We start from the raw sequence: 24183 nt of genomic DNA, 5'->3' as shown, positions 1-24183 counted from the left end.
GAAGGGACGAATGCCGGACGCCAGTCTCGAAGGTTTGCGATTGCCATCGCCCGTCACTCGATCTCCGCGCCCAGCCCTTTCATCAGCCCCATGAATTCCGGAAAGCTGGTCGCGATCATGTTGGCGTCGTCGATGGTCACCGGCTTTTCCGTTGCCAGCCCCATCACCAGAAAACTCATGGCGATGCGATGGTCGAGATGCGTCTTCACCGCCGTGTCCAGGCCGTCGGGGTGAGCGCCCAGACCCTTGCCGCCGGGCCTGCCGCGCACGGCGAGCGAGGCTTCGCCCTCGGTGCAGTCGACGCCGTTGAGCTTCAGCCCGTTGGCGACCGCCGACAGCCGGTCGGATTCCTTGACGCGCAATTCCTCCAGCCCCTGCATCAGCGTCTCGCCTTCGGCGAAGCTCGCGGCGACAGCCAGCACCGGATATTCATCGATCATCGACGGCGCCCGCTCCGGCGGCACCACGATACCCTTGAGATCGGAGGAACGCACGCGCAGGTCCGCCACATCCTCGCCGCCGGCATTGCGCGGGTTGAGGATGTCGATCCGGCCGCCCATCTCCTGCAGCGTCAGCAGCAGCCCGGTGCGGGTCGGGTTCATCAGCACGTTCTCGATCACGATGTCCGAGCCCGGCACGATGAGCGTCGCCACCAGCGGAAAGCCGGCCGAGGACGGATCGCCAGGCACCGCGATGGTCTGGCCGGTCAGCTTGCCCTGGCCTTCGATGAAGATGTGACGCACGCCGCGCTCGTCGGTCTCGACGCTCAGGTTCGCGCCAAAGCCTTGGAGCATCTTTTCGGTATGGTCGCGCGTCATCACCGGCTCGATCACCGTGGTGATGCCCGGCGTGTTGAGGCCGGCAAGCAGCACCGCCGACTTCACCTGGGCCGAAGCCATCGGCACCCGATAGGTGATGGGCGCGGCGTGCTTGGGGCCGCGCAGCGTGATCGGCATGCGGTCGCCCGGCGCCGCCTTCAGCACCTGCACGCCCATCTGGCGCAGCGGCTCCAGCACGCGGCCCATCGGCCGGCCGGAAAGCGAGGCGTCGCCGATGAAGGTGGTTTCCATGTCATAGGTGCCGACGAGGCCCATGGTGAGCCGCGAGCCGGTGCCGGCGTTGCCGAAGTCGAGCGGGCCTTCCGGCTCGAGAAGCGCCCCGTTGCCGGTGCCGCGGATCACCCATTCGGCGCCTTTCTTCTCGATATGCGCGCCCATCGCCTTCATGGCGGCGCCGGTGCGCATCACGTCCTCGCCTTCGAGCAGGCCGGTGATGCGCGTCTCGCCGGAGGCGAGGCCGCCGAACATGAAGGAGCGGTGCGAGATCGACTTGTCGCCCGGCACCCGCGCCGTGCCGGCTAGCGCTGGGGATTTGCGGGCCGTGGCTGGCTTGGCGGCGGCGGAATGAGACATTTTGTCTTCCAAATGAAATGCCGGCCGGGCCGGCTCGGTTCGTCATGTTGCGGCGGTCTCGTATCACGGCGCGCGGCAATGGTCATCCCCTTGGCAAGGGCCTTTGAAAAGCGGGTTTTCTGGACATGTCTTTTGGCTTTGACAGCGCGAAAAACTGCGGTTATGGGGACCATTCTTTTTTTGACGAGGCCTGACGTGGCAAAAGCTGAACTTGGCACCAAGCGTGTCGACCCCGAAACGGGTCGGAAATTCTACGACCTGAACAAGGACCCGATCGTCTCGCCCTATACCGGCAAGAGCTATCCGCGTTCCTATTTCGAGGAAGGCAAGATTTCCGCGATCGAAGACGACGAGGACGTCGCCGACAAGGAAGTCGACTCCGAGGAAGAGGAAGGCGCCGAAGTCGTCTCGCTGGAAGATGCGGACGAGGAGACCAAGGGCGGCGGCGACGATCTTCCCGATCTCGGCGACGACGAGGACGATGTCGATCTCGGCGACGATGACGACGACACCTTCCTTGCCGACGAAGAGGAAGAGGACGACGACGTCTCCGATATGATCGGCGTCGGCGACGACGAGGACGAGGTCTGATTGGATCGTTTGCCGGCCATTTTGGCCTGTGACGAAAAAGCGGCTTTTGAAGGCTTGATCTTGACCGAAGGCGGCGCTAGAAGCCGCCAGCACTAAACGACGGCGCGGGTTCCCACCGCGCCGGATCTCTTCGCCGGAAACGGCGCCGGCTGACTGCCGGGAGTGGGGCCATAGCTCAGTTGGGAGAGCGCTTGAATGGCATTCAAGAGGTCGTCGGTTCGATTCCGATTGGCTCCACCAAACAGTCCTCTAAGCACCTGTAACGCTTAGATAATAGCAAATTCAACGGCTTACATCTCCCCTCTGCATCACTCTAGTGATACATTTCGGAGCATGAAGGACGTGGCCGATACTCACCTCCAATGCCGTAAAGGAACTTGGTACTACCGTCGCGTAGTCCCCAAGCACCTCGTGCAGGCGTTGGGCAAAGCGATGATTTTCCACTCGCTGCATACGTCGGAGAAAAAGAAGGCCAAGAGGCTCCGCGAAATCGAGGACGTGACATGGAGTGCGCGGTTCGCATCGCTCGAAGCCGGCGAACACCAACCCATCGCCCAGCCTTCTAAGGTGCTCGGAGATCAGGAGCTGCTCGAACTCGTTCAGGCCTACGTCGCAAGCAATTCGCGCCAATTCGAGGAACGAGAGAAAGCGATCCCGGCCACGAATGCAGAACGAAAAGAGGCGGTCGTAAACCTGGAGATCGATATCGCGCTCCTCCGTGACCCGGACGATCTCGGTGCCGGCCAGTGGATTGGTTCTGTCAGCGACAAACTGCTTCAAGAGGCGGGCCACGATCCCAACTCGCTACAGAGCGGTCATGCTGCACTGTATGCGGAACTGGTCAGACGGGGATTGCTCGAACTTCAAAAACGAAAGTTGGCTCGATACCAGGATGATTTCGGCCATAGCTTCTTCGACAACGCGTTCGATCCTGCCCGTCCTAAGCCGCTTCGTTTCGAGCAATTGGCCAATCAGTATCAGACGATGCAGATCGAGGAGGCGGAAGCCAACGGCATGTCAGCCAAATGGCAAGACAAGGTGAAGGCCCAGGTCGCGCTGGTGCGGGAACTGGTCGGGGACGACACCCCGGTCTCCGCCATCGACTACGATCTGTGCCTGCGCGCCCGCAGCCTTTTGGCTCGGACGCCTAGCAACCGAAAGAAGCACTACCCTGGGCTGGCGCTGGAAGAAGCCATCAAGAAAGGCGCGAAGGACGGCAAGCCCCTCCTGTCGCCGGTCACTCAGGCAACGTATCTGGATACCCTTCGCGGCATCCTGCAGTTGGCTGAACTCAAGCGGCTGCTCCCTCATAACCCCGCCGCAACTCTGCGCCCGCTGAGGCGTGATGCGGAAAAGGCCGAGGACAAGCGTGAGCCATTTTCGCTCGATCAGATCAAGGCATTCTTCAGCAGTTCGTTCTACCAGAGCTGCGCTCCCGATGCGATGGTCCAGTATGTTAAGCCGGATCGCGAATGGCGATACTGGCTGCCGTTGCTCACCCTGTTCATGGGCATGCGACCGAACGAGATCTGTCAAATGTTGCCGTCCGACGTGAAATGCTCAGCCAACGGCACCTGGTTTGTCGATGTGGTCGCCTCATATGACGACGACGATGACGGAACGGACCAGCCCACAAAAACCCTGAAAACCTCGACAAGCAGAAGGAAAGTACCTGTTCATCCAGAGCTGATTGCACTCGGGTTTGTCGAGTTTGCCCAGGGCAAACAGAAAGCCAAAGCCGAGCGTCTGCTCGGAGGCCTTAAGAAAGATATGTACGGGAACTGGGCTTCGTATTCATTGAAGCGCTTCCGTGACAGCTTCTTGAAGGAAGCAATCGTCGTCGGGCCGAGACAGTCGTTCTATTCGCTCAGGCACAGTTTTCGCGACGCATTGCGCCGTAGCGAAGCTGGCCCCGATACTCTGAGGGCCCTCGGGGGTTGGGCCCAAGGCAGCTTGGCAAGCGATGGTTACGGCAACAACGCCGATCCTGATCTCCACGTAGCGGCGATGGCAAAGGTTTCATATCCAGGACTGGATCTGAAATTCTTGAGGCCACTTTCAGGAAGTACCTGAGGAGACATCGCCATGGGCGACGCCTCCTGTATCAAGCGATGATCGGTCAGGCCCGGATCACGATCTCGATCTGCTCCGGCTTGACGCCATAGTGTGAGGCCAGCCTTACCTTCGCCGCCTGGATAGTCAGTGGGGATTGGTCGGCCTCGACATCAGTGGGGGCCTCTGGCCCGTGCTTCACCTCGGGCATTGGCATAAATTTCAGTTGAGTTTCGTCGATGCCGAGATCCTCCAGCGTCGTGTAACGAACGGGATTTCGCCATCCGGGCCAGACACCGTCGCCGCTCAACTCGGCATAGGCGTCAAACTGGATGAGGTAACGTCCCCCTACCCATCGAGACGGAACGACATTGGAAATCCGCCCCACAAGAAAGGCCTCCCGGTGGCCAGTGAACCCTTTGGTTGGATATTTAGACTGCTCGTTGAAATAGAGAACCGCGTATTCGCAGCCCCGAGCTTTCTTTTGGTCAAGAACCCACGAACGGGATCCGCCGTCTTCCAGAACCATGGCGGTTGATTTTCCCGTGAAAATGGCGATGGCAGTTGTGCTCACGTCGATCTCCCTCAGCAGACATACTTTGTAACATTCTATCAGAAACTATGCAAGAAGTATGATACATTGGTATTTAGGATCGCCGGGTGGTTGCGAAATGCCACCCTGTGACAGGGCAGCCTGAGCGTGAGAAAAATCTTTCAAAACTGAACCTTACGCGAGCTGCTCGGGTTTGAAAGTTAACGGCCCTGGTGTGACTTCGCGTCCAGAACTGCTGGCCGCGCTTGTCGCGTAGACCTACATGTCCGATCCTTTCTTCAATGGTCACCAGGAGCCCGGAAGATGGACGTGCAATCTGCCCCGAAGACATTGCGGACGACCGAAGCAGCTCGATACATTGGCATCGCCCCGTCAACGTTGGCCAAATTGCGGATGCGTGGCCAAGGCCCGGCCTACTCGAAGGCGGGCAAGCGCCTGGTCGTATATCGGACTACCGACATCGACGATTGGCTGCTGAAGAGCCGGCGCATCTCTACCAGCTCGACTTAGCACAGCGGTTCCATCGGGGTACTCGCATGGAACTCGGTTGATTTTCTGGACGAGCGCGACAGGCACGCATGCTCGGCAAAGACGCAAAATGGTGCCGTTTAGGCCGAAAAACGAACCCGGGTGTCACGGTCATGAGTAAAAAGAAAATGTCGTGTCGCGCAGTCAAGAAAATCGGGAAAACCACTAGGCCTAAGGTGACAACCGACTGCGAAACGCTTTCCAAAATGCAGTTGCGGCAACGCTATAAGCACGAGGCGAACACGCATCGGAATATGCTCACCCGGGAAAAAAGCCATGGGGCGGTGATCCATCGTGATTTCCGAGATTTTGCCAGTTTCCTTCGCCATGTCGGGTCGATCCCTGCGCTCGGTGCGACACTGGACCGGATCGACAATGCGGATCCGGAATATGGCCCTGGTAAGGTAAGGTGGGCAGACAAGCGCACACAGAACAACAACAAGTCGGACACCCTGATTTTCTACTACTCACGCACTGGCTTCACCTACACCGTTTCCCAGCTCGCCAAGTTGCGGGGCGTCGCTCCGAGCACGATTAGGAAACGCAAGGAACGCGGCTGGTCAGATGACGAAATCATCGAAGGCAGACGTGCGGCCCCGACATCTCAGCAGTCCGAGCGCGCTCAGTTCCATGTAGCACCCCAGCCATCTGCCAGGACTGCCCCTTCGCGTTGGGCTCGGGATATCGCGTTTCAGCGAATGGCCGAGAGGTACAGGGATATGCGGGAGGACGGCCACCCGGAGGAAGTGATGCCCAGCTATGAATTCCTGATCGAGGAATTTCCCGAGCACTTTTCGTCAGTTACCCGGGAGCAATACGAGCGTCGTTTCGCCAAGATTTGGCCCGAACATCGCCCGCACGTGATTTTCGCCAATTTGCCCCCGGCACAGCAAGAGTTGATCAGGAAGATCGATCCTGCATACGTTGCGGCAGTGAACGCTAAGGAAGACGTCAAGCGTATGTTGAAGAGCAAGGTTTAGGTTTGCTGGGTCAACCAGCAATAGGCTGGTGAAATTAACTACACTCTCGCGCACGTAGCTCCCCGCGAGATGGGGTGATTTGAACCAACTGGCCTATAGGATATGCCGTTTAGAGCGCTCGACTTAGAGCGGGGCGAAGAGCTTGTTCCCTGCTTACAGCGTGTCCTTCTCAGATGTCTAAAGACACATCCAGGGATACGCCCCGGATATATCCAGGAAGGGGTACGGGGCACCCCGTCTATGACGAATACTTTGCGATAATCAAGCACTTACCCGGGGGAGGTTCAGCCGACAGTCGCCTTCTTAAGAATAGCAGAGTTTGCTTGGTCTGACGGAAACCCATTTCGGCTCAGGAGGCTTGTCGCCGAACTTCTTGCCGGAGACATTTTTTGTCCCTCACGGTCCTTGTGGGTGAACTCCCCAGCCGTACCGCGGTCCTATGACATCCTGCCAGCCATTAGACAGCTGTACTGGGAAAATGGCGAGGGTTTTCAGCTCTGAGCACCATGCCTGATTTTCAAAAAAATCATCGATCAGGGCATCACAATTAAAGCAGCCGTTGCTGAAGCGGGGTCGTCCAAGAGGACGTACAAACCGAGACTTGATGGTCCCGACGGGTTCATCCAGAGGAAGCTTCTGAACAACCTCCATGACAGCCTGATCTGGTAAGTCGAGAAGCGTTCGTTGAGAGGAGTACGGCCCTACCGTTATCTCGATTGACTTAATTGCCCAGGTTGGCGCACGGCACTCTCGGCACCAAAGTTTGCGCGACTGCACGGTGACGATTGCCGGCATGTCAGTCTCGATCCCATAGCGAAATCGACGCTCGAACGCGGCATGCAGAAACGATGCAATCGGCATCTGCTGTCGCCAGTTCCTCGGATCATCGAGGTTCTTCTTGTTCTGCCGAGTTCCATTCGGGATCCTGGCTTCGAAACCGCCCTGACTATCCCCCGACACAACAACAGCGGGGAGTTCCTTGGAGATGGGAAAGCCCAGTCTTCGAAGTAGCCACAGGCCGCGAACGCCAGACTGCCTGTAGCGCTCCTGTCGTCGCATCGTTTCATCTAAGGATTGTGGCGACCACTGAATTTCGACCGCAACACGATGATCGCCTTTTTCGGCAAGAACGTCGGCGGTCCATTCTTCACCGGTTGGCGAGAAGCCCCGGACTTCGGTCGATGCCGTCCACCCGGCCTTTCGAGCGGCCTCGACCGCAAGGCTCTTGAGGAGAAGATGTTGTTCCGTCTCGGGAGCGGTGGTGCAAATTCCATGCGGCTGATGTGCAAAAAACTGCTGCCCGCGAGACGACACCTTCATTACCGCATGAGAGGTGCAACACGGCATTCGCAGATGCCGCGATTGCGCATTGCCCTTCCGCAGCGCTGCCCATTCCTCCCTATTCAGGTCGAATGCCAGGATACTCTCGCCTTCAGCCCCGAGGCAGCGTAGTGGCACCAGCTATCCTCCAATCCCCGCTGACAGATATGCCAGCTGGCGCATTTTGGTGGGACGCAAAGCCCTGCGCAAGAGAACCAACTCTACGGCGATCCAGCTAAAAGAAACTATTTTTTCCAAACAACGGCTATTGACGCCTGCTAAAAGTTGAGCCTATTGTGGGGCTATAACGTGCTAGAGCGAAATTATAGGAACCAGATATGCCTACAAGCGTCGTATTTATCCCATTTTCTCGCGAGCTTTATAGCGACATCGTGCGCTTTTCCGATGGCAAGGTGAGCCCCGAGCAACTCGCGGAGACGTTAGTCGAAAGGTGGATAGAAAATAGCGTAGAAGTTGGGGGGAGGATCACTGGGGAGACCGCCTGGGGGCGGTGATGCAGAAATACGCGCCGGCCTTGTACAAAAATCGGCTGGCGTTGGCCGTGGCGGAGATGAGCGAATTCAACAAGCCACTTGTTTGGAAAGAGGTGACGATACCCCAGGGATCAGAGGTCCGAATGGCGTATGGAGCAGACCATCACTATGCCAAGATCCAAGGCGGAAAGATTGTCGACGCTTCCGGTGAATACTCGCCGTCGGAGTGGGCGTCAAAGGTCGCGGGTGGCACGTCGCGAAATGCCTGGCGAGACCTTTGGTTCAGGTTGCCTCTGACTAAGGATTGGGTTCCCGCTCAGACACTCCGCTCGAAAAAGGGGCAGGAAACAAATGCTTGAATTTAGCGATCATGCTCATTTGCGAATGCGTCAACGAGGCATTCGACCCGCGGAGGTTCAGTTTGTGATTGAGAACGGCACCGAAACGGCTCATGGGTTCCTACTCTCAGAGCACGATTTTGAGAAAATAGAAGCAGAGGCAAAGCACCAAATCGATCTAGCTCAGAGATTGCGGGGTGTCTTCGTGCCGGTTTCTGGTAAAATTGTGAAGACTGTGTTCAAATCCTCGCGTAAACAGCAGCGCCGATTTCTATAGGTATTGCCCCGTTGGCCAGCTATTTGTTGTAGATGGCTAATATAACTTGATAAAGACCTGATATACTATATCATTAATAGTGGGACTGAACGCTCAGCTCCTCCCTTGAACTCCAAGGAGGAAGCCACATGAACTGTCCCGAAACCCTCTCTATCCTGCGACACGAATTGGTGCAGCAACTGCTTCGCCATGAGCCGCCCGTTCCCCATCCCCTCGATATTTCACCCTGGTTGGCCATGGCCTTGCTTCAGAAAGCTATCCGGCGCGGGCACGGACAATTCGCATTGCAGGCAGCCGCCACGCTGCTTCGGCAGTCGCCAGAAAGGTTCTGGCGACGGGCTTGCTCGATAGCGTTCGAGGATGTCGGGGTCGCTGATATCGACACCGTTGGCCTCGTCACGGCCTCGCTCGCGGGGAAATCATTTCGGGCAAAAATCGGCGGCGAATGGTCCGTCGCAAGCTATCTTGTCGAGCGAATGTGCGACGCACCGAAATGCCGGAGCGCTGACGATCTACTCATGCTCGCCGAACGGCACCCATCGTATGAGCATCTTCGGCTGGGCCTCACATATGGCACAACCTCCGAATTGCTCGCGTTTGTGAGGAGCAGTGCCCCGCTGCCGAAGCGTGCGCTGGCCGCCTGGTATTTGGCCGGGACTGATCGTTGCGCCTCACCGCAGCTCCGGACACGAAAGGGAACACCACAAGCCCTCTTCGATGATCTTTGCGAAGCAGGTCATCCCCACACCCTGGTCGAGATTGCGCGGGAAGGTTTTCGAAGGGCCGGGCAGGTCCTGTGCCCGCTGGTCGTGCTGCTGGCGTCGCTAAAGCCTGAGCAGCCGGCAGTGATCGAGGACGACGACTTTCCTCCCGAAGCCATGTGCGGCGTGCTGCCTAGTTGGGCGCTCGACGTTTATAGCCGCGAAGGGCAGCAGGCGCTGAGACGGTTTCTCGGACGCAACTGCAACACGGCTCGCTGGGTCCGCAGCCATGTCTCGCCCGCGCAGCGGATTAAATTCCTCGGCGACATACTGTTTGCAGTCGAGGGCGGCCTGTTGCGGACACACTACCGATGGCCACTAGCAGACGAACTTCGGCGGCTGTGGGAAATCGAAAGCCAAGGCTCGCATTGTCCAAACGCCACCGAAATCATCTCACTGCTTCGCAACGATATCCCGCTCCTGAACGAGGAGCGCCAACATGTCTAAAGGCCGTCTAACTCGTGATAATCCCCTCTTATCACGACCCATATTGGGGCCTTTGGCAGACCTGTCAGTACCCCCCGGAGCCGCTACGAACGCCACCACGCCGCTTTGTGAAATTAACTTCACAACCGAGTTGCCCGACGACGTAGCCGGGTATGTGGAAAAGAGCCTGTCCGAAAATACCCGCCGGGCATATGCCGCCGATCTTGCTCACTTCCAGGCCTGGGGCGGCAGCATTCCGGCCACCGATATGACGATTGCCAAATATCTTGCGGAGCATGCGGACACATTAAGCGTCGCCACACTTTGTCGGCGTCTGGCAACGATCACCAAGGCGCATGCCGCAGAGGGGTTCGCCAGCCCGACAAGGTCTGAACTGGTGAAGGCGACAATTCGCGGCATCAAACGCAGTCGCGGAACCGCTCAAGTTGAAGCCAAGCCCCTCCTGCGCGATGACTTGTTCGCAGTGCTAGAGCGCATGGGTGACGACCCCAAGAGTACTAGGGATCGAGCGTTGCTCCTGATCGGCTTCGCAGGAGGGTTTCGACGATCTGAACTCGTAGGCCTCGACGTGGAGGACATCGAGCAAGTTCGACAGGGGATCATCATCCAATTGCGGCGTTCGAAGACGGACCAGGAGGGGGTTGGTCGAAAGATCGGCATTCCGTTCGGTCGAACTCGGTGCTGCCCCGTCAACGCTCTCGACCAATGGCTGTCCACCGCCACAATTGGTGCTGGACCAATATTCCGTTGTGTCAGCCGTCACGGTCACATCAGCGAACAGCGTCTGTCTGCAGAGGCAGTGGCGCTGGTCTTGAAGGGGAGACTGTTGGCCGCCGACGTCAGCCCGGATGGCTTTTCAGCTCACTCGTTGCGGGCCGGGCTGGTCACATCGGCAGCTATGGTCGGGGTATCCCCCTGGAAAATCCGGCAACAAACCGGCCACGCCAGCGATGCCATGCTAGGTCGCTATATTCGGGACATCGACCTTTTCATTAGCAACGCAGCTGGCGCAATTTTATGACGCATCCCCTACCGAGACCGCCGGGCGAAGGAAGACAGCTTAGTGGCAAGTTCTCAAACCGTAGATCGACAGCCCGGAAGGATTTCTTGCGTTAGCTCGCCAAACTCGGGGGGCATACTCCGCGGATGCAGATCAACCATTGGCATCTGAGTTCAAAACAGATGGAAAGGGTCGAGTGGGCGGCAAAATCGAATGGGCGGCTCTTGTGTGATGGTCAGGCCATAGCCCGTTGGGCCTCCGAACAAGGCGCGATTTGATCCGTCTCTCCGCTACCTGGCCTCCGTCATTCCGGCATAAAACTTCTGCCCGGGCTGTCGCAAAGATACGGATTGCCTTCTGAGATTTTCGTGTAAAAGCTAAAATGAGTTCGGGGCTAGGAGCGAGGGAACTATGGGCGGAATACGAATTGGCGAACTCGGTATCGCCGAGGTCATAGACAACCTTCGCAAAGCGAGTTGGCAGGTTCCCAAATTTCAGCGAGAGTTCGTCTGGGACACGTCCGCCGTAGCCGAGCTCGCAACTTCGATTATTGACGCCTATCCAATCGGGATGGCAACGCTTTGGCAGCAGTCGCACCAAAATCCGCTAGACGTGGAGCGTCTTTCAATTGGTGACTATGACCCAGTCAACAAAAAGCACGCGATCGCGTATTTTGGAAAGGAGACGGGCGACCCCAACTTGTTAGCCATCCTTGACGGACGGCAACGATGCACCGCGATTGCAATGGCATTCGCCGGTTTCGCGCCCGAGTATGGGAGAAGCAAGTACTGCGGAAAGTATTTTCTAAATGCCTCTCAACCTGACCCCCTGGAGCGGGTCATCTTCATTAAGCGATCAGATCTCCAACGGAGGGGGCTTACGAGCACCTCAAGCTGCATCGGTCACGGCCTATTTCCGCTTTCCAGCGATCAGCCGGACGAAAGTGTTATGAGGCAATGGTATCGCTATGCCCAGGAGATTAAGAACCCTGCAAATTATCCGAATAGCCAACTTCCCGATGCAGAGGAATTGTCTCGCAGAGACAATATCTTGCAATCCGCGTTCGACGGCATAACGTCAACAAAACTTGCAGCGTGCATAGTTCCAGAAGAGTATGACCTCGGGAAAATATGCGAAATCTTCGAGACGTTAAATCTATCAGGAATGAAGGTTTCGACAGTCGATCTTATCAACGCTTGGATTTACCGCGAGACCGAGCATCTCGGCCCTGACGCTATTCAAATTAGAGATTGGATCAAAGATCTTGGTGACCTTGATGGAGCCACTGGGTGGGCCGTTCCCGAGAAGCGCCCTGAACTGATCGCGCAGATGGTCACCGCCTGCTTTGTCGCGACCGACGATCTGCCTGACAAACCAAGGCCTAGAGTGATTAGCGGAAGCCGCAAAGTCAATAAGATCTCGTCGGTGAAGTCGCCCGATCTTCTGGCCACTCCCTATCAACACTGGCTAAACGTCGTCGCGAACGACACCAAATTCGCTAGATTTATCGGTGAATTTCAGAACTGCGTTGGTGGTGGACCTTTCCCCTACGACAGCGCCCCGTACCCCATATCTGGTGCGATCTATGTGGCGCTGAGATGGCATAAGGAATTCGACCCCGCGGTTAGCCATGCCGGTTGGAGCGTCGAAAATCTACAGTCTCTGTTCCGAGCTTTCTACTGGCGAAACGCGCTGTCTCGCCGCTATGATCAAGGCTTCCTCACCACCCTTGGAACTGATCTGAGTTTTTTGAAGGCGTTGCTTCAACGGCGATCAACCTTTCCCTCCAACGCAAAGTGGCTGGAGTACTGTGAAGAGCGCATCAGTGCTGATCTAATTCCTCCATCGGATGTGCCCGGTAAGACTGAGCTGGTTGAATGGCTAACCAACGGAAAGCCAGGAGGCGCAATTCAGGCGGCACTTCAGCTCCCAATGCTAGCCGGCGCAAAAAGGGACATCGACGGTATCGATGTAACTTACAAAATGGAGAAAAGCGCTGAGCTGCATCACATCTTTCCGAAGAAATGGTGCTACGATAACTCGTTCGGAGAACTGAAGGAGTACCTAGACCGAGAGGCATCTGGCCGAGATTGGGTGAATGCCATCTGCAATCTAATGCCGTTAGCTCGCGAAACAAATAACAAATGGAAGACGCAATACCCAAAGAAATACCTAGATGACAATGGAATTAGTTACGAAAGCGCGCAGTCTTACTTTGAGAATGTTTTCATTGGCCGTGATCAATTTGATCTCCTAAATAGCGGGCCCGAAAATATCCCAGCCTTCTGGCGTTCCCGGGCCAACAGAATAGCAGACAAACTTATATCGTTGATGCAATTGACGATATGATCGGCCTCACCAATGGGACGCTATCAAACCGAGGTTGAGTTCGTCGCTGCGGTGCTGACGCGAGGTGCAGAGTGCACAATTGATGAAATTCGCGAGATGCGGGAATACGAACAGCTCGGCTCGCTCCCAGCTATTACCAAGCTGGTGGCATTCTGCGAAGTTCATGAGATTTACGTCCGGCCTCCCCTGTCGGAGGGCGAGCTTACTGATCAGCGCATTTTTACCAGGTTGCCGACCAAGGACGAGTTTTCGACAGCGTTCGAGAGCGCCCTGGCGAGGGGGGAGTGCATAAACGTTGAGTTCAAGCAAACGCTCTTCCTCAATGTCAAGCGACGGGAGAATGATCCGAAGTTTTCGGCGCAGGCAGCGGTGGATCTCTCAATGATCCATGAGGTCGTCAAGACAATCACTGCGCTTATGAATACCGATGGTGGCACTTTGCTTATCGGCGTTACGGATAGCGGCGATTTATATGGCGTAGAAAACGAATACGAATTCTTGCCAGGCGCGAAGAAGGACAGGGACGGGTGGGAGCTATTTTTTTGGCAAAGTCTGGAAAACTCGCTGGACGAATTTGGCCGCTGTCGAGGGTCGATCAGCGGGGCCTTTGTGAAAAAGGACCAAAAGGACATATTTTCGGTCATCGTAAAACCGGTGGGAACGAGAATATGTATTTGCAGAGATCATGCCGGTCCGGGGGTTTCGGAACATGTCTACGTCCGAAGTGGCAATAGATCGATTAAGATGAAACTGCGGGAGATCGAAGATCTCGTGATCGAGCGGACCGGAAGGCGATAGACCTCTCGAAATAGGTCGCTTGTTGGCATGGGCGGTCGCCTCTAATGGAACGGTCAGTTTAGGATTGTCGTTGGTTTGATCATCTGCGACTGCTGCCTGACCAGCTCGTTCTGTCTTTATTCGTGTCGGGCTTTGGTGTCTGGAGCGCATCCCCACCTTTCCAAAACGGTCTTGCACCCTTGTAGCCCGCCAGCGCGATCCATCCGACATCGATCCCATGTAGGATCGCCTTGCATTGAGAATTCGGCCATACGTACGTGCTTGGTCCAATCCGCGGCTTACACGCTGCAGGCCGAATTTCGGCCCGATGGTCAGTGCTGGTTGCGAAGATGCAGCTTGCACAGCAAGGTTTAGAGCCATGACCTTCGCCGGCCTATGGAGCCAGACAAATGCAGCGCCCGGAGGGTGCCCAGGGTTAAACTTGTGTGGGCGATCGTTCAAAGATAGCGTCGGCTGATGATCACAAAAATTGAAATTGACGGTTTTAAGAATTTCGAGAATTTGGTACTCGATCTCAGGCCGTTTACGGCAATCGTGGGTCCAAACGCCAGCGGCAAATCCAACCTATTCGATGCATTGAAATTCCTGTCGTTGCTTGCGCAGCACGATGTCAGGACCGCTATGCAGGACCTTCGGGGCGAACCCGAGGAGCTTTTCCGCAGGACGTCCAGCGGAAACAGTCGCCGCATGCGGTTTGCAGTGGAGGTCGTTCTCAATCCGAACGGGGTCGATGCGTTCGGCACAGTGTATGAGGTTAAGTCTCAGCGGCTTCGCTATGAACTGGAGATTGCATTTAAATATGATGCCAAGGGAAATGCGCGCGGCATTTTCGTCAGTCGCGAAAATTGCTGTGTGATCCCAAAACACAGCGAGACAGTAGCTTACATTAAGCGCGACAGGTCCCTCAGATATAGCGGTCAGCTCAAGCCCTTTATTCGAATGAAGGGGGCGGGAAGCGAATACGAAGCTATAGAAATACGGCAGGATGGTGCTACCAAGAGAGGGCGACCAGTTACCTTGTCTGCCAACGAAGCCTCAAGAACGGCCCTTTCGACGGTGAGTACTGCGGAGTTCCCGCATCTATATGCGCTTCGGGAGCTATTTATTTCCACGAGGTTTTTGGAGATAAACCCTCAAGCCGCGCGAAAGCCGAGTGGGAGATTTGAAGACCGTCATCTGCGATCCGACGCATCCAACCTTTCGGCGGTCCTGGCCAAAATCAGGGACGAAACTCGTAATGAAAGCCAGCCTGACGGTGTTTTATCCGATATTTCCGCCGACTTGTCTTCGCTCATACCCTCAGTCAGAGCGATTGTTCTGCGCGACGATCCCGGCGCAAAAGAGTACTCATTTAGCCTAGCTCTCGATGATCTTGATTTCAGCTCTCGCGTAATAAGCGACGGCACGCTTCGGTTATTAGCCCTGCTGACCGCTTTAAACGACCCGTTGCGGAAGGGCATTTTGTGCTTTGAGGAGCCTGAAAATGGGGTCCATGAGGGCAGGATTGAACTGCTTGTTGACTTCCTGCGAAGTGCGGCAACCGCTCCCGACCAGCTTGGAAAGGGAAATTTATATCAGATTTTGGTCAATACGCACTCTCCGGCGGTCATGGCAGCGTTAGAGGATGAGGAGATAGTGGCAGCGGACATGGTAACCACCGTCGAGAGCGAGACAGGCGGCAGATCGCAGAGGACCAGAATGCGGACGGGCGTTGTCGCCCCGGATTTGTTCGATCCTGAAACAACCCTTACACGCACCGAGGTTATTCGGTTGCTGAAGCGATCCGCTGACGCTGCATGACGTATTTGGCCTGGGCAACATTTTACGAGGGCAACTCGGATCGAGAATATTTTGATGTGCTGCTCCCGAGAGTGATGGAGGATTTTCTGGCCCGGCAGGGAGTTGGGGTCCACACGGTGCCAACCACGCCCGCTATTGAGCTCGGTGTGCAGGGGCGCGAGATTGCCAAGGTGGCCAAAGAGGCTTGTGACGGTCGGGACGCATTCCACATCCTGTTTGTTCACGCAGACACAGGCGGGAGGGCGCTGGAAGATGCCATGGTGACCCGTTCCGTTGCATATCGAGAGGCAGCATTCGCAGAATGTGCACTTCCGCGAAATCGGACGGTCGTGATCGCCCCGCGGCGAGAAATGGAAGCATGGGCTATTTCAGAACGGGAGGCGGTGGCTGCGGCCCTTGGATTTCGAGGAGATCTAGCAATCCTTCGACTTCCGCAGACGCCTCAGGCGGCAGAAGCTGAGCAGAACCCGAAGGCGGTACTTATCCGAGCCGTGGAAGCGGCACGAGGCCACAGGCGATCGGCGAGAAAACAGCCACCGTTCGCAGCAATTGCCCAACGCCAGGATCTTGCAAGGCTTCGGCTGTCAACGTCGTTCTTGGCCTTTGAGAATGAGCTTAGAGAGGCGCTAGTGAGTTTAGGATGCATACCCCACTGAGCCTCCCCAAGGGCAGAAATCGTGATCTTCACCCGGCGCGCACTTGAAAGAGCGGGGTTTGTTGGCTGGACCCCGTTCGCAGACCTGCGCTCATCCATATGCCCGATCACAGCGGGGGTCTATGTCGTGACCTACGACGTAGAAGGCGATACTAGGTTCGCCGACAAGAGCTCCGGCGGGTGGTTCAAGGGGAGAAATCCATCCGTCCCCGAAGGAGCGCTGGCAGCCAACTGGGTTGACGGTGCCGAGGTGGTTTACATTGGCAAGGCGGACGTTCTGCGCCGACGATTGCGAGAGTTCGCAGCGTTTGGGGCGGGGAAATCTGTCGGGCATTGGGGCGGTCGATTGGTTTGGCAGCTCGCCGGCGTCGCCGACCTTCGCGTCGGCTGGAAAGAAACACCCAACGACAATCCGGGGGTCGTCGAAGCGGAGCTCCTCCGACAGTTCCGGTTAAACTACGGCAAGCCGCCTTTCGCTAACGATCCTCACCGGCTCGGCCGATAAGATAGACGCACTGCACGCGTTTCAGGCCAACACGCCAAAGGTCAGTATAGGATCGTCCAGCGAAGCTTTTTGCCAGCATACAATCCATCAGCCCACCTTGACCAAGGCCGCCCAGAACGAAATCACCTCGGTGTAGGCGATTTTTGGGCTCAATGGCATTGTTGCGTTGCTGGAATACTGGCGCGCCGGGGCCCAAGCCTACGACTTGGAAACACGAGCAGATCAGGCACCCGAGGCGAGGTCATAGCTTGAGCCGGGACAGCGCCGGCGTCCCGGTACTAAGTTGAAATGGCGTCGCCTCGTCAGGATGGGACAGGAACGTCCATCGGCGATCCGGAAGGCTTTGCAATCTTCTTGCAGGAGGCTGCAACTCAGCTACAATTTTGCGGCGTTCCGGAACCGTTATCGGCAGTTCCCGAACGCTCGTATGCTAGCGACGGGGGACATACTAGCGTGGGGACTTCGAAACATAGATTTTCGTCAGCCAGTCAAGCTCTGCGACTTGGTTTCATCGCGGTGGCGATTGTTGCCGCTGGGCCACTATCCTGCGTAACGACAGACTTTGCCATTAAGCGATGGGCGAACACGCGCCCGGAAGCCGATACCAACATTTCTGCGCCTGTGACACCTCAAGCCAAACCGCCAAGCATCAGCGTAGCGAAAAGCTCCTCCGCCGACGCCGGCCAACCTGCCTCAACAGTTGCCGTTGGCTCGAACTGGCAATATGCGAAATGGGGTATGTCTCCACAGGAATTACTCCAAGCTTCGAATGGGGTTGCGTCAGAGACCAAGCGTGAGAGCGACGAAAATAAAAGGTCAGCCTTGCTTTCAGCCCCATATCAAAGCGGGCCGCTGGAGTTCACGGCATTTTTCATTTTTAATAAGCAAAGGCAGCTCAACGGTATCGAGCTCGAATTAAAGAACGACGATAAATGCCCGGGCCTGGTGTTGGCCCTCACAAGTACGTATGGACCACCAAAAGATACAATCAAGTCGGACGTTACCACCACTTTTAAATGGTGGGATGAGACAAGGGGAAACGTGGTGGCCTATTTTCGTATAGCAGGTTACTCCTGCCGAGTTGAATATTGGCCATTAAACCAGCCAGGCGCTCCGGGCGGTCTTTAGATCGATCTCATTTATCGCCCCAGCAGTGGCGTTGATAGCACGACGCCCTGTCCGCTCCAATGTGTCGTTCAAGAACCTTGAATGCATTCTTCAGAAGGCTTTTGGCTGAATTTCGAGCGTAGTCCGAAATAGGCGGAGGACAAAGCTGCTCTATTGCCTGAAAATTGGTGGGAAATTTTGATGGCGGCCTTATCCCCGAGGGCCCAGATTTTCCACTGGATCGTGATACATTTCGGTGCTACAACTGCTGCACCTTGGGAGATTGCTAAGCTGTTGATACTGCTTATGTTTCGGTGAGGATTGTTATTTTCCGATTGGCTCCACCAAACAGTCCTTTTCCAAAGAAGTTATAGAGTACAAAAGAGCTGCGCCCTTTCCCGGGTTTGGCCTCGCGTCCGCAAGCCCGGCACGGAAGACGTAAAGCCCGCCACATGAATGCATTTCATCGTGACGCGGTTTGGTGTTGCTGCGAGTCCAGCATTTTCCCCGACAGCCCGAAGATCCCGGTTCGACGTTAGTCGAACACAGAATCCCATCAAGTGTAAGGTGAAAAGCTCCGGCTTGACGCCCCCTGATAGTCGATGCGATATCTCAATAGGGCTTGGGGGGTTACATGAATTTATTCGGAAATTCTAAAATAAGGCGGGCAAAGAACTCGGTTCTTGCAAGAAGTTTATTTCGCTCTTCTGTATCCTTGATTGCAATCGCTGCGGGCCCATGGGTCAGCCAAACCCGGGCCGAAACGATAACCATTTCGACCGCAAGCACCGTCCCGGTGTCTTCCGTCGTGGGCCCGACGGGAACCATCAACGTGACGCAGACAGGTTCCGTCACGACGCAGTCGGGAGGCAATCATGCCATTCAACCCTATATGTCTCCCGGGCTGGGCGCGTGGACGGTCAATGTTGACGGTTCCGTCAAGGTCCTTGACGCGGACAATGAGGTCTACGGCATCTGGCTGCGCGCGGGCGGAACGGTAAATGTGAGTGCGACCGGAAAGGTCGAAGGTTCGCGCAAGGGCGTCGTGATCGAAGGTGGCGTGGCAAACGTCCAAAACGACGGCCTGATCGCTGGCAGCCGGATTGCCGTGCATGTTCTCGCCGGAGGCACGGTCGAAAACCGCAATACCATGCTGGGGGGCGTCGTCTTTGCGACCTCGGCGACGCCCGGAAACTTCGTCAACAAAGGCAATGTTTCAAGCAACGGCGGCGGCTTCGGCGTCATCATGAACGGCGGCGGATCGCTCGACAACTCGGGAACCGTCGCGTTTACGAACATCGGCCAGGGTTTCTGGAGCCAGGGCAACATCACCTTCACCAACAGCGGTACCTATACCGCCAAAGGCGACGGTTCATTCTCCACCCCCATCTATGCTGTGCTGCTGCAGAACGGCAACGCGGTGGCAAACAATTCGGGAACCATCGAGGGACGCGATGTCGGCCTGTTCGTCTCGCAGGGGACCGCCGACGTCACCAATTCAGGCACGATCACGGCGACGAATGTGCATGCCGTCGCGCTGCAGACCACCGGTGCGGCCTCGTTCAAGCAGACCGCGGGCGCGCTTAGCGGCGGCACGCACGGCCTGTCCGTCGTGACGTCGGGAGACACGACCGTCTCCATCAGCGGCGGCTCCATCACCGGCGGACTGTCGAGCGCGAACGGTATCGGCGTCCGCTTCGGCGGCAGCGGCAAGACGCAGATGAGCGTGGCGAATGCATCCATCACCGGAGCGGCGGCGGCGATCCAGGGCGGCACCGGCACGTTCGATCTGGCGCTCCTGCAGGGAAGCGTCATCAATGGCGACGTGAAGCTCGGTTCGGGGAACTCGAGCCTCAAGCTGGAGACCGGTGTGTCCGTTCAAGGCAATATCGACGCAGAGGCAGGCGCCAACACGCTGCTGCTCACAGGCTCCGGCAGCGGCAGCTTCCAGGGAAACTTGCTTAATTTTGCGTCGGCGCAGGTTGATGCCGCCGGCGGCAAGTGGGTCCTTGGCGGTGACGCCACCTTTGTCAACGGAATGGAAGTGGTCAGCGGGTCGCTTGCCGTCAACGGCAGCCTGACCGGCAATGTGACCGTAAAGTCGGGCGCCAGGCTAGGCGGCACGGGGACGGTCGGGGCGACGATGATCGATACCGGCGGCGTGCATGCGCCCGGAAATTCGATCGGCACGCAGACCGTTGCCGGGAACTACGTCAACCATGGCACGCTGCAGATCGAGGCGACACCCGACGCGGCCGACAAGGTCAAGGTCTCCGGCACGGTCGACATCACCGGCGCCACGCTCGACTTGCTCATGTCGCCGAATTCCGCCTCCGGCTGGAATATCTCCAACGGGCCCTTCGTCATCATCGACAATGACAGCGCGGATGCGGTGACCGGTGCATTCGGCGCCGTCAGCAAGAACCTTCTGTTCCTCGACGAGAGGCTCGACTACGCCGGGGGCGACGGCAACGACGTGACGCTCCAACTGGTGCGCAACGACATCGGGTTCGGCGATGTCGGCATCACGCCCAACCAGCGGGCGGTCGCGGGCGCGATCGACGGCATGGGGCTTGGCAATCCGCTCTGGAACGCCATCGCCCTGCAGGGCGATGCCGAGGCTGCTCGCGCCGCCTTCGACCAGTTGACCGGCGAGATACACGCTTCGGCCAAAACAGCGCTGGTCAACGACACGCGCCTCGTTCTCGACGCCATCAACGAGCGGCTGCGCGCAGCCTTCGCCGGAACCGGCGCCGCAGTTTCGTTGCCCGTGATGGCCTTCGGCGAGGGCGGGCCGGAACTTGCCCTCGCCACGACCGATCGTTTCGCCGCCTGGGGCACCGCCATCGGATCATGGGGCCACGGGGAGGCGGATGGCGTCGCGACGCTCAAGCGCTCCACCGGCGGGGTCGTGGTCGGCGTCGACGGTCTTGCGTCCGAGGCATGGCGCGTTGGCGCGGTAGCCGGATACAGCCATACCAATTTCGACGTGAAGGACCGTGCCTCGTCCGGCGATAGCGAGAACTACACCCTCGGGCTCTATGGCGGCACTCAATGGAACCAGTTCGGCCTGCGCGCCGGCGCGACATACACCTGGCACACCGTCGAGACGGGCCGGACGGTGGCCTTCCCCGGCTTCGCCGATAGCCTGCAGGCAAGCTACAGCGCGCAAACCTTCCACGCCCTCGGCGAAGCCAGCTACCGTGTCGATACCGCCCCGGTGGCCTTCGAGCCCTTCGCCAACCTGTCCCATGTAAGCCTTCGCACCGATGCCTATTCGGAAAGCGGCGGCGCCGGCGCGCTTCATGCCGAGGGTCAGACCATGCAAGCAACCTTCACGACACTCGGGCTGCGAGCCTCGACCCATTTCGACCTTTCCGGCATGCGAGCCACGGCACATGGGACGGTCGGCTGGCGCCATGCCTATGGCGACACAATCCCGCTTTCCACATTCACCTTCGGCGGCTCCGACGCGTTTGCCATCGAGGGGGTGCCGATCGCCAGGGATGCCGCTGTCGTCGAGGCTGCCATTGACCTCGATCTCACCGACGATGCCGCTTTCGGTCTGACCTACAGCGGCCAATTGGCTGCAGGCGGTCAGGATCACGCCTTCGGCGCGAGGGTCGGCGTAAAATTCTAATGCATGTCGCCCAAAAGTGCGCAGCGGTTTTGGGGTCAACGACATGCATCGAAACAAGGCTGCATGTCGCCCAAAAGTGCGCAGCGGTTTTGGGGTCAACGACATGCATCGGCCCCAACGGCGTCGCCTGGATCCGGGGTCTGGGGAAGTCTCTGCCAAGCTTCTGAATTCGTGCTAGGACTTCTCGCAACGAATCGGGCGGATCGCTGAAAATGCCGAAAATTCGTCTTTCTCTGATCCTCGGTTGCGCGGCATTCGCTCTTGTCGCCTGCCAGTCGTCTCCCGAGACCCCGCCTCCTCCGCCGCCCCAACCCGCCTTGGCTGCCGCCGTCGCGGCGCCTGCGCCCGCGGGTTCGGCGGTGTTGGATCGAACCGTGGCGGTCGTTCCGCCCGGCAAGGGCGTTCCGGCCAGGTATGCCGCATTTTCAGGCATATGGGCCGGGCAGCTGGATGGCCAGTATGAGGGCAAGCTGGCTGTGCTGACGGTAGCTTCCGGCGGGCAGGTGACGGTCAGCTATGCGTGGGGCGACATGGCCGACACCAAGCCGGGAGTGGCCGACGGCTCCGGCAGGATCGTCGGCAACACCTTGAAGCTCGGGCGCCTTCCGAATGGCGCCGACATCACCTTTGCGATGCAGCCCGACGGAACGCTGGCCGCCACCTATGCGCTCGCCGGCCAGACCTATACGGGCTCTTTCGCCAGGCAATAGTCCGCGCAACGATCCGACGCAGCGGCTCCATCCGCTGCTGGAATCGCGGTCGTCGAAGACGAGGGCGGCCACGGCAGGACCGCCTCCTGGAAACATGCCGGTCGGCCACGAATCGGCTATGCCTGTCCCATGCAGGAAACGTCCCTCTATGCACCGGTGAAGCGGTTCCTCGAGAGCCTGGATTTCACCGTCAAGGGCGAAGTCGGCGGCTGCGATATCGTCGGGCTGCGCGACGGCGAGCCGCCCGTGGTCGTCATCTGCGAGCTCAAGCTGCAGTTCAATCTCGAGCTCGTCCTGCAGGGCGTCGATCGCGCGGCGGCCTGCGACGAGGTCTGGCTCGCCGCCAGGATGTCGGCGCGCGGCAAGGGCCGCGAGCATGACCGCCGCTTTCGCGCGCTCTGCCGCAGGCTTGGCTTCGGCCTGCTGGCGGTCGACGGAAAGGGCAGGGTCGAGCTGCTGCTCAGCCCGGCCGCCGTGCCGCCGCGGCGCGACCCGAGGCGGCGCTCGCGTCTGGTCGAGGAACATCATCGCCGTAAGGGCGATCCGTCCATCGGCGGCAGCACGCGGCGAAAGCCGATCATGACCGCCTATCGGCAGGAAGCGATCGCCTGCGCCGCCGCCATGACCGAGGGCCCGAAGCGGCCACGCGACCTCAAGGCTCTTTCGCCGCGGGCGGCCAGCATCCTGCTGCACAACTACTATGGCTGGTTCGCCCGGGCCGAGCGCGGCATCTACGCGCTGACCGAACTCGGCCATGCCGCCGTTGAGTCGCATGGGCTGGCCGAGAGCCCGTTGTAACGGGCATTCGTCGGCGAGGCGGTGCTTCAGAACCGCTCGCGGTAGTCGCGCGGGTTCGTGCCGAGGGCGCGCAAGAAGCCGCGACGCATCGTCTCTTCCGAGCCGAAGCCGCAGCGCCGGGCCGTTTGGTTGACGGGCCGGCCCTGTTCCAGCATCCGTCGCGCCGCCTCGATGCGGATCTCTTCGACAGCGCGGGCGGGCGTGTGGCCGGTGGCCTCCCGATAGTGCCGCGAGAAGCTGCGCGGGCTCATATTGGCGCGTTCGGCCAATCTCGTCAGCGAAAGGTCGCTGCTGAGATTGTCCAGGATCCAGCCATGCAGTCTGTCGAAGCGCCCGTCGCCGCTCTGCAGCTTGAGGGTCTGGCTGAACTGCGCCTGGCCGCCTGGGCGTTTCAGGAAGACCACCAGCTCGCGCGCTACCGCCAGCGCCATGCGCCGGCCAAGGTCGGCCTCGACGAAGGAAAGCGCCAGATCGATGCCCGCCGTCACGCCCGCGGACGTCCAGATATTGCCGTCGCGAATGAAGATCGGGTCGGGCTCGAGCCGGACAGCCGGGAAGCGCCGGACGAACTCCGCGCAGCGGCCCCAATGGGTGACCGCGCGACGGCCGTCGAGCAGGCCGGCCGTCGCCAGCAGCATGGCGCCGCTGCAGACTGAAGCCGTTCGCCTGGCATCGCGCGAGCGGCCGAGGATCCACTGGGTCAGCCGGGGATCCTCGCAGGCCGCGTTGACGCCCCATCCGCCAGGCACGATCAGCGTGTCGATCTCTGCATCGAGCGCCGGCAACGCCGCTGCCTCCAGCACGAGACCGGCCGACGTCCTGATCCGCGGCGAAGCGGCAACGACCACGACCTCATAGGCAGCCGTCTCGCCGGCCTGTGTCCTGAAGTCGTTGGCGCTGGCGAAAACCTGGAGCGGTCCGCTGACGTCGAGGAGCTGGACATCGGGATAGGCAAGGACTTCGATGCGGCGCATTTCGATTTGGCCTGAAACGAGGGATGATTGGCGATCGCGCCAAAGCATGATGCCTTAGATTGCCCCAAGTCAACTTGCCCCGAGTCAACCCGCG

At 58.3% G+C, this 24183-nt stretch carries 18 protein-coding genes and 1 tRNA gene; 15 read left to right on the top strand and 4 right to left on the bottom strand.

Annotation, left to right across the window (positions count from 1 at the left end):
• Positions 1-53 precede the first annotated feature (53 nt).
• Entirely contained in the window at positions 54-1412 is a 1359-nt protein-coding gene (gene aroA / locus EJ067_RS14210; protein ID WP_126086286.1) for a 3-phosphoshikimate 1-carboxyvinyltransferase, read from the bottom strand.
• Positions 1413-1607: 195 nt separating this feature from the next.
• Between aroA and EJ067_RS14205 the strand changes: the two genes are divergently transcribed.
• The 3 genes from EJ067_RS14205 to EJ067_RS14195 all read left to right on the top strand — a co-directional run bounded on the left by EJ067_RS14205 (position 1608) and on the right by EJ067_RS14195 (position 4076).
• Positions 1608-2003, top strand: coding sequence for a TIGR02300 family protein (locus EJ067_RS14205; RefSeq protein ID WP_126086285.1), 396 nt, complete (start codon positions 1608-1610; stop codon positions 2001-2003).
• A gap of 164 nt (positions 2004-2167) precedes the next feature.
• Positions 2168-2243: transfer RNA gene (locus EJ067_RS14200), tRNA-Ala, on the top strand.
• A gap of 93 nt (positions 2244-2336) precedes the next feature.
• Positions 2337-4076, top strand: coding sequence for a site-specific integrase (locus EJ067_RS14195; protein ID WP_126086284.1), 1740 nt, complete (start codon positions 2337-2339; stop codon positions 4074-4076).
• Between the two features lie 46 nt (positions 4077-4122).
• Here EJ067_RS14195 and EJ067_RS14190 read toward each other — a convergent pair whose 3' ends face one another.
• Positions 4123-4629, bottom strand: a complete 507-nt coding sequence (locus EJ067_RS14190) for a hypothetical protein (RefSeq protein ID WP_126086283.1) — start codon at positions 4627-4629, stop codon at positions 4123-4125.
• Positions 4630-5186: 557 nt separating this feature from the next.
• Here EJ067_RS14190 and EJ067_RS14180 point away from each other — a divergent pair.
• Complete coding sequence (locus tag EJ067_RS14180) at positions 5187-6116, top strand: hypothetical protein (RefSeq protein ID WP_126086281.1); 930 nt, start codon at positions 5187-5189, stop codon at positions 6114-6116.
• Positions 6117-6512: 396 nt separating this feature from the next.
• Here the strand turns inward: EJ067_RS14180 and EJ067_RS14175 are convergent, their stop codons facing one another.
• On the bottom strand, positions 6513-7574 hold the full coding sequence (locus tag EJ067_RS14175) for a competence protein CoiA family protein (protein ID WP_126086280.1): 1062 nt from the start codon (positions 7572-7574) through the stop codon (positions 6513-6515).
• A 376-nt stretch (positions 7575-7950) separates the two neighbouring features.
• On the opposite strand from EJ067_RS14175, the gene EJ067_RS14170 reads away from it, so the two are divergent.
• The 11 genes from EJ067_RS14170 (at position 7951) to EJ067_RS14110 (ending at position 23115) form a co-directional block, all read left to right on the top strand.
• Positions 7951-8289, top strand: coding sequence for a hypothetical protein (locus EJ067_RS14170; RefSeq protein WP_126086279.1), 339 nt, complete (start codon positions 7951-7953; stop codon positions 8287-8289).
• A 384-nt stretch (positions 8290-8673) separates the two neighbouring features.
• Complete coding sequence (locus tag EJ067_RS14160) at positions 8674-9753, top strand: hypothetical protein (protein WP_126086277.1); 1080 nt, start codon at positions 8674-8676, stop codon at positions 9751-9753.
• Positions 9746-10774 carry a site-specific integrase gene (locus EJ067_RS14155; protein ID WP_126086276.1) on the top strand — a complete coding sequence of 343 codons (1029 nt, stop codon included), beginning with the start codon at positions 9746-9748 and terminating at the stop codon, positions 10772-10774. Before EJ067_RS14160 ends, EJ067_RS14155 begins: the two co-directional genes overlap by 8 nt.
• Before the next feature lie 390 nt (positions 10775-11164).
• Positions 11165-13102 carry a DUF262 domain-containing protein gene (locus EJ067_RS14150; protein WP_126086275.1) on the top strand — a complete coding sequence of 646 codons (1938 nt, stop codon included), beginning with the start codon at positions 11165-11167 and terminating at the stop codon, positions 13100-13102.
• 12 nt (positions 13103-13114) lie between these two features.
• A complete protein-coding gene (locus EJ067_RS14145) occupies positions 13115-13900 on the top strand; it encodes an ATP-binding protein (protein WP_126086274.1) in 786 nt (261 codons plus the stop codon).
• A 456-nt stretch (positions 13901-14356) separates the two neighbouring features.
• Positions 14357-15700: an AAA family ATPase gene (locus EJ067_RS14140; RefSeq protein WP_126086273.1), complete on the top strand. Its 1344-nt coding sequence runs from the start codon at positions 14357-14359 to the stop codon at positions 15698-15700.
• Between the two features lie 782 nt (positions 15701-16482).
• Complete coding sequence (locus EJ067_RS14130) at positions 16483-16860, top strand: hypothetical protein (RefSeq protein WP_210211698.1); 378 nt, start codon at positions 16483-16485, stop codon at positions 16858-16860.
• Between the two features lie 453 nt (positions 16861-17313).
• Positions 17314-17988 (top strand): hypothetical protein, encoded by a 675-nt coding sequence (locus EJ067_RS14125; protein WP_126086270.1) that lies wholly within the window; start codon positions 17314-17316, stop codon positions 17986-17988.
• Between the two features lie 811 nt (positions 17989-18799).
• Positions 18800-21607, top strand: a complete 2808-nt coding sequence (locus tag EJ067_RS14120) for an autotransporter domain-containing protein (protein ID WP_189510610.1) — start codon at positions 18800-18802, stop codon at positions 21605-21607.
• A gap of 374 nt (positions 21608-21981) precedes the next feature.
• A complete protein-coding gene (locus EJ067_RS14115; protein WP_245468268.1) occupies positions 21982-22317 on the top strand; it encodes a hypothetical protein in 336 nt (111 codons plus the stop codon).
• Positions 22318-22446: 129 nt separating this feature from the next.
• Positions 22447-23115 carry a DUF2161 family putative PD-(D/E)XK-type phosphodiesterase gene (locus EJ067_RS14110; protein WP_126086268.1) on the top strand — a complete coding sequence of 223 codons (669 nt, stop codon included), beginning with the start codon at positions 22447-22449 and terminating at the stop codon, positions 23113-23115.
• Positions 23116-23141: 26 nt separating this feature from the next.
• Here the strand turns inward: EJ067_RS14110 and EJ067_RS14105 are convergent, their stop codons facing one another.
• Positions 23142-24089 carry a GlxA family transcriptional regulator gene (locus EJ067_RS14105; RefSeq protein ID WP_126086267.1) on the bottom strand — a complete coding sequence of 316 codons (948 nt, stop codon included), beginning with the start codon at positions 24087-24089 and terminating at the stop codon, positions 23142-23144.
• Between the last annotated feature and the right edge of the window lie 94 nt (positions 24090-24183).

The organism is Mesorhizobium sp. M1D.F.Ca.ET.043.01.1.1 (genome assembly GCF_003952385.1).
Classification (GTDB): domain Bacteria; phylum Pseudomonadota; class Alphaproteobacteria; order Rhizobiales; family Rhizobiaceae; genus Mesorhizobium.
This window is presented reverse-complemented; position numbering and strand designations above follow the sequence as displayed.

Bases quoted from the DNA above. Each gene is read 5' to 3' on its own strand.
- aroA (WP_126086286.1), bottom strand. From the start codon at position 1,412: ATGTCTCATTCCGCCGCCGCCAAGCCAGCCACGGCCCGCAAATCCCCA.
- EJ067_RS14195 (WP_126086284.1), top strand. From the start codon at position 2,337: ATGAAGGACGTGGCCGATACTCACCTCCAATGCCGTAAAGGAACTTGG.
- EJ067_RS14180 (WP_126086281.1), top strand. From the start codon at position 5,187: ATGCTCGGCAAAGACGCAAAATGGTGCCGTTTAGGCCGAAAAACGAAC.
- EJ067_RS14170 (WP_126086279.1), top strand. From the start codon at position 7,951: ATGCAGAAATACGCGCCGGCCTTGTACAAAAATCGGCTGGCGTTGGCC.
- EJ067_RS14160 (WP_126086277.1), top strand. From the start codon at position 8,674: ATGAACTGTCCCGAAACCCTCTCTATCCTGCGACACGAATTGGTGCAG.
- EJ067_RS14155 (WP_126086276.1), top strand. From the start codon at position 9,746: ATGTCTAAAGGCCGTCTAACTCGTGATAATCCCCTCTTATCACGACCC.
- EJ067_RS14150 (WP_126086275.1), top strand. From the start codon at position 11,165: ATGGGCGGAATACGAATTGGCGAACTCGGTATCGCCGAGGTCATAGAC.
- EJ067_RS14145 (WP_126086274.1), top strand. From the start codon at position 13,115: ATGGGACGCTATCAAACCGAGGTTGAGTTCGTCGCTGCGGTGCTGACG.
- EJ067_RS14140 (WP_126086273.1), top strand. From the start codon at position 14,357: ATGATCACAAAAATTGAAATTGACGGTTTTAAGAATTTCGAGAATTTG.
- EJ067_RS14110 (WP_126086268.1), top strand. From the start codon at position 22,447: ATGCAGGAAACGTCCCTCTATGCACCGGTGAAGCGGTTCCTCGAGAGC.
- EJ067_RS14105 (WP_126086267.1), bottom strand. From the start codon at position 24,089: ATGCGCCGCATCGAAGTCCTTGCCTATCCCGATGTCCAGCTCCTCGAC.